General features: G+C 69.5%; 14 protein-coding genes and 1 pseudogene. All 15 read left to right on the forward strand.

The features are described from left to right. Positions 1-320 precede the first annotated feature (320 nt). Positions 321-719 (forward strand): hypothetical protein, encoded by a 399-nt coding sequence (locus tag GOALK_RS12310; RefSeq protein ID WP_006359150.1) that lies wholly within the window; start codon positions 321-323, stop codon positions 717-719. Between the two features lie 172 nt (positions 720-891). Next, complete coding sequence (gene hisD / locus GOALK_RS12315) at positions 892-2,235, forward strand: histidinol dehydrogenase (protein ID WP_040004186.1); 1,344 nt, start codon at positions 892-894, stop codon at positions 2,233-2,235. Beyond that, positions 2,232-3,395, forward strand: a complete 1,164-nt coding sequence (locus GOALK_RS12320) for a histidinol-phosphate transaminase (protein WP_035755311.1) — start codon at positions 2,232-2,234, stop codon at positions 3,393-3,395. Before hisD ends, GOALK_RS12320 begins: the two co-directional genes overlap by 4 nt. Then, a complete protein-coding gene (hisB, locus tag GOALK_RS12325) occupies positions 3,392-4,015 on the forward strand; it encodes an imidazoleglycerol-phosphate dehydratase HisB (RefSeq protein WP_005196188.1) in 624 nt (207 codons plus the stop codon). Before GOALK_RS12320 ends, hisB begins: the two co-directional genes overlap by 4 nt. Next, a complete protein-coding gene (gene hisH, locus GOALK_RS12330; RefSeq protein ID WP_006359153.1) occupies positions 4,012-4,653 on the forward strand; it encodes an imidazole glycerol phosphate synthase subunit HisH in 642 nt (213 codons plus the stop codon). The genes hisB and hisH overlap by 4 nt, the downstream gene beginning before the upstream one ends. Next, positions 4,650-4,949 carry a hypothetical protein gene (locus GOALK_RS12335; RefSeq protein WP_006359154.1) on the forward strand — a complete coding sequence of 100 codons (300 nt, stop codon included), beginning with the start codon at positions 4,650-4,652 and terminating at the stop codon, positions 4,947-4,949. Before hisH ends, GOALK_RS12335 begins: the two co-directional genes overlap by 4 nt. A gap of 52 nt (positions 4,950-5,001) precedes the next feature. Next, positions 5,002-5,745 carry a bifunctional 1-(5-phosphoribosyl)-5-((5-phosphoribosylamino)methylideneamino)imidazole-4-carboxamide isomerase/phosphoribosylanthranilate isomerase PriA gene (gene priA, locus GOALK_RS12340; protein ID WP_006359155.1) on the forward strand — a complete coding sequence of 248 codons (744 nt, stop codon included), beginning with the start codon at positions 5,002-5,004 and terminating at the stop codon, positions 5,743-5,745. After that, positions 5,745-6,566: an inositol monophosphatase family protein gene (locus tag GOALK_RS12345; protein ID WP_006359156.1), complete on the forward strand. Its 822-nt coding sequence runs from the start codon at positions 5,745-5,747 to the stop codon at positions 6,564-6,566. Before priA ends, GOALK_RS12345 begins: the two co-directional genes overlap by 1 nt. Before the next feature lie 71 nt (positions 6,567-6,637). Further along, positions 6,638-7,411: an imidazole glycerol phosphate synthase subunit HisF gene (hisF, locus tag GOALK_RS12350; RefSeq protein WP_006359157.1), complete on the forward strand. Its 774-nt coding sequence runs from the start codon at positions 6,638-6,640 to the stop codon at positions 7,409-7,411. Between the two features lie 19 nt (positions 7,412-7,430). Then, complete coding sequence (gene hisI, locus GOALK_RS12355; RefSeq protein WP_006359158.1) at positions 7,431-7,802, forward strand: phosphoribosyl-AMP cyclohydrolase; 372 nt, start codon at positions 7,431-7,433, stop codon at positions 7,800-7,802. Positions 7,803-7,841: 39 nt separating this feature from the next. Next, complete coding sequence (locus tag GOALK_RS12360) at positions 7,842-8,021, forward strand: tautomerase family protein (protein ID WP_005196179.1); 180 nt, start codon at positions 7,842-7,844, stop codon at positions 8,019-8,021. Beyond that, entirely contained in the window at positions 8,018-9,610 is a 1,593-nt protein-coding gene (locus GOALK_RS12365; protein WP_035755313.1) for an anthranilate synthase component I, read from the forward strand. Before GOALK_RS12360 ends, GOALK_RS12365 begins: the two co-directional genes overlap by 4 nt. Then, positions 9,607-10,392 (forward strand): Trp biosynthesis-associated membrane protein, encoded by a 786-nt coding sequence (locus tag GOALK_RS12370; RefSeq protein ID WP_006359160.1) that lies wholly within the window; start codon positions 9,607-9,609, stop codon positions 10,390-10,392. The genes GOALK_RS12365 and GOALK_RS12370 overlap by 4 nt, the downstream gene beginning before the upstream one ends. Before the next feature lie 181 nt (positions 10,393-10,573). Then, positions 10,574-11,392 carry an indole-3-glycerol phosphate synthase TrpC gene (trpC, locus tag GOALK_RS12375; RefSeq protein WP_035755315.1) on the forward strand — a complete coding sequence of 273 codons (819 nt, stop codon included), beginning with the start codon at positions 10,574-10,576 and terminating at the stop codon, positions 11,390-11,392. A 61-nt stretch (positions 11,393-11,453) separates the two neighbouring features. Next, positions 11,454-11,736: pseudogene (locus GOALK_RS12380) on the forward strand (tryptophan synthase subunit beta); the annotation flags it as partial.

The following is an 11,736-nucleotide window of genomic DNA, read 5'->3' on the forward strand; positions in this document are numbered from 1 at the left end:
TTTGAATGTATGTTCGACTGTACTCGCAATCCCATTGCCGCGCAACGACTATCGAAACCCGCACGATCGCGGGAATTGTCGGTGGCGTCTGGTAATGGGCGGCGAGATGACCACCGAGCCGGACCGTCCGGCTCGCGAGGGCTCCGGCGCATCGTGACGCCAGGCGGCGCGACTGGGCTTCCGAATCACACTGAGTCAAACTGGCGGAGGAGGGGATCTCGGCGAACCTGATCCACCTGTACCCGGCAGATCAGGAGGCGCCACTCAACTCGGGGGAGATCGACGCGGCGGCGCTGCCGGGCGTCATCCCGTCGGTCGCGTTGCAGACGTTCGAAGGCAAGGGCTTCCATCTGGTCGATTCGGTCTACCGGGATCGTCCGAACCTCGCCGGCACGAGTGTGACCGTCAGCAGCGAGGACTTCCTCACCAAGAACCCCGGGTTCGCACCTACGTGGCAGAAGCTTCACGCCGACGCCGTCAGGTACGCCAAGGCCCACTGGGAGGAGTACCTGCGGTTCGAACTCGGCAACTCGAAGGCTCCCGAGGCGGCGGTCCGTGCCGCGGCGAACCCCGACGGTTACTCCGAGGAACCGTTCCCGGCACAGGCCATCGAACTGCTCACCGGCACGAAGGCGTTCCTCGTCGAGCAGGGCAGCATCAAGGCGGACTTCGACCTCGACACCTGGTTCCAACTCCCCTCGGGGGACAAGAACCCCTGACGCGAGGCCTGGCCACAACGTTGGCGACCCGGGTACCGCCCGGGTCGCCGACGTGCGCCGTAGCGGCGTGGCGCCCGACACACCACACGCCGGTGATCACCCGCACCAGAAACCCGCTGGCCACCGACCCGTATCCTGGATGGGTAATTTCCCGCACCGACCAGGAGAGATCATGCTCGCCCGAACTGACCTGCGCGGTAGCACTCCGACGCTCGCCGAATTGCGTCGTGCGCTGCCCCGCGGGGGTACCGACGTCAATGCCGTACTCGACACGGTGACGCCGGTGGTGCATGCGGTGGCCGAGACCGGCACGCCCGCGGCCCTGGAGTTCGGTGAGAAGTTCGACGGTGTCCGCCCGACTTCGGTGCGTGTGCCTGCTCAGGTCATCGCCGACGCGCTGGCCGGTCTGGATGCACAGGTCGCCGACGCGCTGCGCGAGTCCATCACCCGTGCGCGCAAGGTCCACTCCGATCAGCGCCGGGAGACCACCCGCACCCAGGTCGTCGACGGCGGCGTCGTCAGCGAGAAGTGGATTCCGGTCCGCCGCGTGGGCCTCTATGTCCCCGGCGGCAACGCGGTCTACCCGTCGTCGGTGATCATGAACGTCGTCCCGGCCCAGGAGGCCGGCGTCGGTTCGCTGGTCGTCGCGTCGCCCCCGCAGAAGGACTTCGGCGGCTGGCCGCACCCGACCATCCTCGCGGCCTGTGCGCTCCTCGGCGTCGACGAGGTGTGGGCCGTCGGTGGCGCACAGGGCGTCGCGCTGCTCGCGTACGGCGGAACCGACACCGACGCCGCCGACGAGCCGGGCGCAGTCCTCGACCCCGTCGACCTGATCACCGGACCGGGCAACATCTACGTCACCGCCGCCAAGCGTCTGTGCCGCAGCGTGGTCGGCATCGACTCCGAGGCAGGTCCCACCGAGATCGCGATCCTCGCCGACGACTCGGCCGACGCAGGCATCATCGCCTCCGACCTCATCAGCCAGGCCGAGCACGACGTCCTCGCCGCCTCGGTGCTCGTCACCGCCAGCGCCGAACTCGCCGACGCCGTCGATGTCGCCCTCGAGCAGCAGGTCGCCGCAACCAAGCACCGCGAGCGCGTCACCACCGCGCTGTCGGGGGAGCAGTCGGGCATCGTTCTGGTCGACGACGTCGAAGCCGGCCTCGCCGTCGTGGACGCCTATGCCGCCGAACACCTCGAGATCCAGACGCGCGACGCCGCCGCGGTCGCCGACCGTGTCCACAACGCCGGCGCGATCTTCGTCGGTCCGTACGCGCCGGTCAGCCTCGGCGACTACTGTGCGGGCTCCAATCACGTTCTGCCGACCTCGGGTTCGGCGCGCTTCGCGTCGGGCCTGTCGGTGCAGACCTTCCTCAAGGGCGTCCACGTCATCGACTACGACGAGGCCGCCCTGCGTGAGGTCGCCGACAAGGTCGTCACCCTCGCCGACGCCGAGGACCTGCCCGGCCACGGCGACGCGGTGAAGCAGCGTTTCGCCGGAAGCGTGCGCCCATGACGGCATCGGACGCGACTGTGACGACGGAGGCGGGGCGCTCGGTCCCCGGATCGCAGATCAGCGTCGACGATCTGCCGCTGCGGGAGAACCTGCGCGGCAAATCCGCTTATGGCGCACCGCAACTCAAGGTGCCGGTGATCCTCAACACCAACGAGAACCCGCACCCGCCGTCACCGGCGCTGATCGACGACGTCGCCGAGTCGGCACGTGAGGCCGCCGCGGAACTGCATCGCTACCCGGATCGGGACGCGGTCGCGTTGCGCACCGACCTCGCCGCATACCTGACCCGCGCGACCGGTGTGCAGCTCGGTGTCGAAAACCTGTGGGCCGCAAACGGTTCCAACGAGATCCTGCAGCAGTTGCTGCAGGCGTTCGGTGGTCCCGGGCGCTCCGCGCTCGGCTTCGTGCCGTCGTACTCGATGCACCCGATCATCTCCGACGGCACCGACACCACCTGGCTGGTCGCGGCACGGTCGCCCGACTTCGGTCTCGACATCGACTACGCCGTCGCCGAGGTGACCAACCGCGAACCCGACGTGGTCTTCGTGACCTCGCCGAACAACCCCACCGGTGGCTCGCTCCCGCTCGCCGATCTACGACGCATCATCGAGGCCGCGCCCGGCATCGTGATCGTCGACGAGGCATATGCCGAGTTCTCCGCCGCGCCGAGCGCGACCGAGCTCATCGACGAGTTCCCGACCAAGGTCGTCGTCAGCCGCACCATGTCCAAGGCCTTCGCCTTCGCCGGCGGACGCCTCGGCTACCTGGCCGCCGCCCCGGCCGTCGTCGACGCCATCCAGCTCGTCCGCCTGCCGTACCACCTCTCGGTGCTGACGCAGGCCGCCGCGCGCGCCGCACTGCGGCACAGCGACGACACCCTCGCCGGTGTCGCGGCGATCATCGCCGAACGCGAACGCGTGGTGACGGCGCTCACCGGCTTCGGTTACCGCGTCGTCGACTCGGACTCGAACTTCGTCCTGTTCGGCGGCTTCCGGGATGCTCCGGCGTCGTGGCAGCGTTACCTCGACGCCGGTGTCCTCATCCGGGACGTCGGGATCACCGGCCACCTGCGGGTGACCATCGGACTCCCGCACGAGAACGACGCATTCCTCGACGTCAGCCGCACGCTCGCCACAACAGATCTGGAGAACTCTCAGTGAGCATCCCCGCGCCTCGCATCGCGAAGGTCGAACGGACCACCAAGGAATCCTCGATCTCGGTCGAACTCAACCTCGACGGGACCGGCATCACCGACATCTCCACGGGCATCGCGTTCTACGACCACATGCTGACGGCGTTCGGTCAGCACGGCAGCTTCGACCTCACGGTCAAGGCCGAGGGCGACATCGAGGTCGAGGGTCACCACACCATCGAGGACACCGCCATCGTGCTCGGCCAGGCGCTCGGTCAGGCACTCGGGGACAAGCGGGGCATCCGCCGCTTCGGCGACGCCTGGATCCCGATGGACGAGACCCTCGCGCAGGCCGTCGTCGACGTCTCCGGGCGTCCGTACTGCGTGCACACCGGTGAACCGGAACACCTGCTCACCGCGGTGATCGGCGGCTACCCGGGTGTGCCGTACTCCACGATCATCAACCGGCACGTCTTCGAGTCGATCGCGCTCAACGCCCGCATCGCCCTGCACGTGCGGGTGCTCTACGGCCGCGACCAGCACCACATCACCGAGGCCGAGTTCAAGGCCGTGGCGCGTGCCCTGCGCACGGCCACCGAATACGACGCCCGGGTCAGCGGCGTTCCGTCGACGAAGGGAGCCCTGTGAGCGCTACCGACGTCACGATCCTCGACTACGGTTCGGGCAACCTGCGCTCGGCGCAGCGTGCACTCGAACGCACCGGCGCCCAGGTGACGGTGACCTCCGACTTCAACACCGCGCTGCAGGCGACCGGCCTGGTCGTTCCGGGTGTGGGTGCGTTCGCCGCGTGCATGGAAGGCCTGCGCGCGGTGAAGGGCGACCGGATCATCGGCCGCCGCCTCGCCGGTGGACGCCCGGTTCTGGGCATCTGCGTCGGCATGCAGATCCTCTTCGAACGCGGCGTGGAGTTCGGGGTCGAGGCCGACGGCTGCGGTGAGTGGCCCGGCAGCGTCACCCAGCTGCCCGCGCCGGTCCTGCCGCACATGGGCTGGAACACCGTGGAGGCCCCCGAGGGATCGGTGCTGTTCGACGGCCTCGACGCCGACACCCGGTTCTACTTCGTGCACTCCTACGCCGCACAGACCTGGGAGATGGACAACGTCGGTTCGCCGCTGCACGCTCCGAAGCTGACCTGGGCCGAGCACGGTGGACGCTTCCTGGCCGCGGTCGAGAACGGACCGCTCTCGGCCACGCAGTTCCACCCGGAGAAATCCGGGGACGCCGGCGCCCAACTCCTGGAGAACTGGGTGAAGGGCCTCTCATGACCGACGGCACGCCGGCCGGCGAAGCGGACGGGAGCACGCCCGACACCCCGTCTGCGGGCAGCGGTTTCTCGATCGCCAAGCTCGCGTTCTACGCTCTCGGCGCCGGTGTGCTGGTCCTGGCGGCGTGCATACCGCTCATCCTCCTGCTGGCGAACTGGTCACCGCTCGCAGGTCTGGTCGCCGCACTGGCCGCAGTGGTCGCGATGATCGCGGCCATCGGTACCGTGGCAAACCGCATGGTCAACCGCGCGCGGGCGGAGCTGATCGCCGCCCGCGACGGACACCCGCCCGCCTGACCCGCTCGACACACAACAGCCCGACCCGAGAACAGACAGGAACACTCCACCCATGGGTAGCACCCTCGAACTCCTTCCCGCCGTCGACGTTGCCGACGGGCAGGCGGTCCGCCTCGTCCAGGGCGCGGCCGGCACCGAGACCTCCTACGGCTCGCCGCGCGATGCGGCGCTGGCGTGGCAGAACGACGGTGCGGAGTGGATCCATCTCGTCGACCTCGATGCGGCCTTCGGTCGCGGCGACAACCGTGAGCTCCTCGCCGGGGTCGTCGGCGAACTCGACGTGAAGGTCGAGCTGTCGGGCGGCATCCGCGACGACGACTCCCTCGCCGCCGCACTGGCGACCGGCTGCACCCGCGTCAACCTGGGCACCGCGGCCCTGGAGAACCCGGAATGGTGCGCCCGCGCGATCGCCGAACACGGTGACCGCATCGCCGTCGGCCTCGACGTCATCCGCGACGGCGACTCCTACCGGCTCCGCGGCCGCGGCTGGGTCACCGACGGCGGCGACCTGTGGGAGGTCCTCGAGCGTCTCAACCGCGACGGATGCTCGCGCTACGTGGTGACCGACGTGTCCAAGGACGGCACCCTCGAGGGCCCGAACCTCGAGCTGCTCGCCGAGGTCGCCGCGGCCACCGATGCCCCGATCGTCGCCTCCGGCGGTGTGTCGGCCATCGACGACCTCGTCGCGATCGCCGGCCTCGTCGACCAGGGTGTCGAGGGCGCGATCGTCGGCAAGGCCCTCTACGCCGGCCGCTTCACCCTGCCCGAGGCACTCACGGCCGTCGCCGGGGTCTGATGAGCGCGACCCAGAGCTCGCTCGACCTCCCGCGGTTGCTCGACACCGCGGGGTCGGTGCTCGACGCAGCCGTCGAGACCTTCGTCGAAGGTCTGGGTGCGCCGAGCGCCGTGCACAAGGGCGGGACGGACTTCGCCACCCAGGTCGACCTCGACCTGGAACGGCGGATCTCCGCCGAGCTCGAGGACCGGACGCAGATTCCGGTCCACGGTGAGGAATTCGGCGGCGCCGATCCGGTCGACGGCCCGGTGTGGGTGCTCGATCCGGTCGACGGGACCTTCAACTACTCGGCAGGCATGCCGCTCACCGGCATCCTGCTCGGGCTCGTCGTCGACGGCGAGGCGACCCTCGGCCTGACGTGGCTGCCGCTGCTGGACCGCAAGTACGCTGCTCACGCCGACGGTCCGCTGCTGATCAACGGCGAGGCCGCCGAGCCCCTGCCGGACACGCCGCTGGAGGAGGCCGCGGTCGCCTTCGGGCCGTTCAACGCGGCCGGGCGCGGTCGCTATGCGGGGGATCGACGCGCAGATCTGTTGCGCGCGTTGAGTTCCCGCGTCGCCCGTATCCGGATGACGGGGAGCACGGGCGTCGACATGGCGTTCACCGCCTCGGGCGTCTTCGGCGGGGCCGTCGCCTTCGGGCGGCACCCGTGGGACAACGCGGCGGGCGCCGCGCTGGTCCGGGCGGCCGGTGGGGTCGCCTCCGACATCGCGGGCGAGCGCTGGACGGTCGCCTCCCCGTCACTGGTCGCGGGCACGCCGACCGTGCACGCGGGTCTGATGGCAGTGATCGAGCAAACGGTCGGGGAGTGGTCGGAATGAGCACCCCGGCAACCGATGAGACAGGCACGAGAGCATCCCATGAAGAACGAGCACACGAAGGAGACACGACGATGACGCTGGCGACGCGGGTCATCCCGTGCCTCGACGTCGACGACGGCCGGGTCGTGAAGGGCGTCAACTTCGAGAATCTCCGCGACGCCGGGGATCCCGTCGAGCTGGCCGAGCGCTATGACCGGGAAGGCGCCGACGAGCTGACCTTCCTCGACGTCACCGCGTCGAGCTCGGGACGCTCCACGATGATCGACGTCGTCAAGCGGACCGCCGACCAGGTGTTCATCCCGCTGACCGTCGGCGGCGGCATCCGAACCGTCGAGGACGTCGACATGATGCTGCGCGCGGGCGCGGACAAGGTCAGCGTCAACACCGCCGCGATCGCACGCCCCGAGGTCCTCGGCGAGATGAGCCGACGTTTCGGCTCGCAGTGCATCGTCCTGTCGGTCGACGCGCGGACCGTGCCGGAGGGTTCGGAGCCGACGCCGTCCGGCTGGGAGGTCACCACCCACGGCGGCCGCCAGGGAACCGGCATCGACGCGGTCGAGTGGGCTCGGCGCGGTCAGGACCTCGGTGTCGGTGAGATCCTGCTCAACTCGATGGACGCCGACGGCACCAAGAAGGGCTTCGACCTGCGCATGCTCAGGGCGGTGCGCGCGGCCGTACGGGTCCCGGTCATCGCCAGCGGCGGTGCAGGCAAGGTCGAGGACTTCGCGCCCGCCGTCCAGGCCGGCGCGGACGCAGTGCTGGCCGCCTCGGTCTTCCACTTCGGCGAACTCACCATCCACGAGGTGAAGGCCGCCATGGCCGACGCCGGGATCACCGTCCGATGACACAGGCAGGAGAACGCTGATGGCCCTCGATCCGGAGCTCGCCTCGCGTCTCAAACGCAACGCCGACGGACTGTTCAGTGCGGTCGCGCAGGAACGCTCCACCGGCGACGTCCTGATGGTCGCGTGGATGGACGACGCCGCTCTCGAACGGACCCTCGCCACGCGCAAGGCGACCTACTACTCGCGGTCACGCCAGGAGTACTGGGTCAAGGGCGAGACGAGCGGTCACACCCAGTACGTGCACGACGCGCGCCTCGACTGCGACGGCGACACGGTGTTGCTCGTCGTCGACCAGGTCGGCGCGGCCTGCCACACCGGGAACCACAGCTGTTTCGACACCGAGTCGCTGTCTTTCGGAGCAGACGCCCGGCCGGTCGATTCCGCACAGTAGATTTCCATCGTGATCACACCCGAAAGGCGGTGACGCTGCATGCCCCTCATCCAGATCTCGCAGACCCCCGGACTCTCCGACCGCGTCAAGCGCGAGACCATCGCGGCGGTGACCGAGGCGTACGCCAAGGCGACCGGCAAGAACCCGGATTCGGTCTGGGTCACGATCACCGAGGTGCCGCGCACTCAGTGGGGCGTCGGCGGCGAGCCCCTCGGATGAGCGGCGTGAACGCGGCGGCCGGGGCGCACACGACGTCCCTCGCGGAATTCCTCGACCTCGCCCGTGACCATCGCGTGGTGCCGGTGACACGCAAGGTGCTCGCCGATTCGGAGACACCGCTGTCGGCGTACCGCAAGCTGGCCGGCGATCGTCCCGGGACCTTCCTGCTGGAGTCGGCAGAGAACGGCCGCTCCTGGTCGCGCTGGTCCTTCATCGGGGCCGGGGCACCCTCGGCGCTGACCGTCGTCGACGGCCAGGCGCACTGGTGGGGTTCGGTGCCGGTGGGCGCTCCCGAGGGCGGCGACGCCCTCGAAGTGCTGGCCGAGTCGCTGCGCGTGCTCAAAACCGACCCGCTGCCGGGCATGCCGCCGCTGACCGGCGGCTTCGTCGGGTTCATGGCCTACGACATGGTCCGGCGCCTCGAACGTCTCCCGGAGACCACCGTCGACGACCTCGGCCTGCCGGACATGATGATGGTGCTGGCCACCGACCTCGCCGCCGTCGATCATCACGAGGGCACGATCACGCTGATCGCCAACGCGGTCAACTGGGACGGTTCCGACGAGCGCGTCGAGGAGGCCTACGCCGACGCCCTGGCGCGTCTGGACCGGATGACCGAGGCGCTCGCCGCACCCGCGTCGTCGACCGTCTCGACCTTCGACCGGCCCACTCCGGACTTCACCGCACAGCGCACGCTCGAGGAGTACAGCGAGATCGTCACTAGCCTCGTCGGCGAGATCGAGGCGGGCGAGGCCTTCCAGGTCGTGCCGTCGATGCGGTTCGAGATGGACACCGAGGCCGACCCGCTCGACGTCTACCGCGTGCTCCGGGCATCGAATCCCAGCCCGTACATGTACCTGCTGCGGATGCCGGGGACCGAGGCGAACAGCGACACTGCCGCTCCCGACGCGATCGCCCGCAAACCGTTCACGATCGTCGGCAGCAGCCCGGAGGCGCTGGTCACCGTCGCCGACCGCATCGCGACCACACACCCCATCGCCGGGACGCGCTGGCGCGGCGCCACCGAAGAAGAGGATCAACTGCTCGGCAAGGGCCTTCTCGAGGACGAGAAGGAGAACGCCGAACACCTCATGCTCGTCGATCTCGGCCGCAACGATCTCGGCCGTGTATGCGTCCCCGGCACGGTGAAGGTCAGCGACTACCGGCACATCGAGCGGTACAGCCACGTCATGCACCTGGTGTCGACGGTGTCGGGAACGCTGCGCGACGACAAACACGCACTCGACGCGGTGACCGCCTGCTTCCCGGCCGGCACGCTCACCGGCGCACCCAAGGTGCGCGCGATGGAGCTCATCGACGAACACGAGAAGACACGGCGCGGCCTCTACGGCGGCATCGTCGGCTACCTCGACTTCGCCGGCAACGCCGACACCGCGATCGCCATCCGCACCGCGCTCCTCGCCCGTGGCCAGGCCTACGTGCAGGCCGGTGGCGGCGTGGTCGCCGACAGTGAGCCCGAGTACGAGTACAACGAGGCGCGCAACAAGGCAACCGCGGTGCTCAACGCCGTCGCCGCCGCGTCGACGATGAACAGGGTCGGGGAGACCCCGTCAGGAGACATCGCGTGACATCCGCGGACCAACCGGCCGAGTCGTCCCAGCCTGAGTCGTCCCAGCCCAAGCCGAAGTCCTCGCGACGGCCGCAGATGATCGCGGCGGTCCTGATGCTGGCCACCGCCGCCGCGTTCTGGGGCGCGAGCCGGCTGACGTGGGCCACCGTCTCGGCCGAGGACGGCCTCTCACCGCAGCGCGCCTTCGACGTGAAGGGATCGGACTGGAGCCCGTGGCTCACGCCGCTCGCCCTGGTCTACCTCGCCGGCATCGCCGCGGTGCTGTCGGTGCGCGGCTGGGGTCTGCGCCTCGTCGCGCTGCTCGTCGCCGCCGGTGGCGTGCTCGCCGCCTTCCCGGCGATCTCCCTGATCGCCGGTGGCGCCGACTCCGAGTACGCCGCCGACGCCGGGGACATTCCGGACCGGTACATCGTGCTCTACACCGACACCCAGTGGTTGCCCGCCGCGCTGGTCCTGCTCGGCACGGTGTGTGCGGTCGCCGCCGCGGTTGTGCTGCTCCGGGTCGCCAAGGGTGCGACGATGTCGTCCAAGTACAAGACCCCCGCGGCCCGGCGCGAGGAGCTCGAGACCGAGATCTTCGCCGACTACGAGCGGCGGAAGAGGGCGGCCGCGGCCGACTCCGCGAAAGCCGGTGACACCCCGGCCGACGCCGACGCCGACGCCGACGCCGGAACCGGCGGAAAGGACCGGCGGCCCGGCGACGACCGGGACGCCAACGAGCGCATGATGTGGGACGCGCTCGACACGGGCATCGACCCCACCGATCCGGACGAGCGCTGACCCTCCGGGCGAGCAGTGCCCCGGTCCGACGCCTCGCTGAGACGCACACGACAGGCTGAGATATGCGCAACAGTCCAGGACCGGTCCCGTTTTGTGGAGAATCGGCCAACCCGGCGACAGGTCGCCGCGACTGTCGGTCTACCCTGAGACCACACGACGAGCGGAAGGGAGCGGAGTCGCTGTGAGCATGCCCAACGTTCTCGAGTCGATCATCGAGGGAGTCAAAGCCGACGTCGCCGCACGTGAGGCGATGACCGACTTCGCTGCCGTCAAGGCCGCCTCGGCGAAGGCTCCCGCTCCCCGGGACGCCATGGTCGCACTCCGCCAGCCCGGTATCGGTGTGATCGCGGAGGTCAAGCGCGCGAGCCCGTCGAAGGGTGAGCTGGCCTCGATCGGCGACCCAGCCGAGCTTGCCAAGGCCTACGAAGACGGCGGCGCGCGCATCATCAGCGTGCTGACCGAGGAGCGACGCTTCCACGGCTCGCTCGCCGATCTCGACGCCGTTCGCGCAGCGGTCGACATCCCGGTCCTGCGCAAGGACTTCATCGTCGGTCCGTACCAGATCCACGAGGCCCGCGCCCACGGCGCCGACGTCATCCTGCTGATCGTCGCGGCCCTCGAACAGAACGTCCTCGCCTCGCTGCTCGACCGCACCGAGAGCCTCGGCATGACCGCCCTCGTGGAGGTGCACACCGAGGAAGAGGCCGACCGCGCCCTCGAGGCCGGCGCGTCGGTCGTCGGCGTGAACGCCCGCAACCTCAAGACCCTCCAGGTCGAGCGGGACACGTTCTCGCGGATCGCCCCCGGCCTGCCGACCGAGATCATCCGCATCGCGGAGTCGGGTGTTCGCGGCACTGCCGACCTGCTGGCCTATGCCGGCGCGGGCGCCGACGCCGTCCTGGTGGGTGAGGGACTCGTGACAAGTGGTGACCCCCGCGCCGCCGTGCGTGAGCTGGTCACCGCGGGTACCCACCCGTCGTGCCCGAAACCAGTTCGCTGACATACGTCTTCGGGCCGTGTTCGGTCCATGTCGTCGTCGGCCCGATCGACTGTGAGATGTAGTGACCGCCCATCCTGATTCGGCCCATCCCGACTCTTCCGCGACCGTGCTCCCGCCGGCCAGCACCGGCCTGACGACGCGTACGTCGATCGAACCCGACGAGGGTGGACACTTCGGCGTCTACGGCGGACGGCATGTGCCGGAAGCCCTGATGGCGGTCATCGACGAGGTCACCACGACCTTCTTCAAGATCCGCAACGACGACGCCTTCCTGAACGAACTCGACCGTCTGCAGCGTGACTACGCCGGACGTCCGTCGCCGCTGTACGAAGCGAAGCGTCTCG

The organism is Gordonia alkanivorans NBRC 16433 (assembly GCF_000225505.1).
In the GTDB taxonomy this organism is placed as follows: domain Bacteria; phylum Actinomycetota; class Actinomycetes; order Mycobacteriales; family Mycobacteriaceae; genus Gordonia; species Gordonia alkanivorans.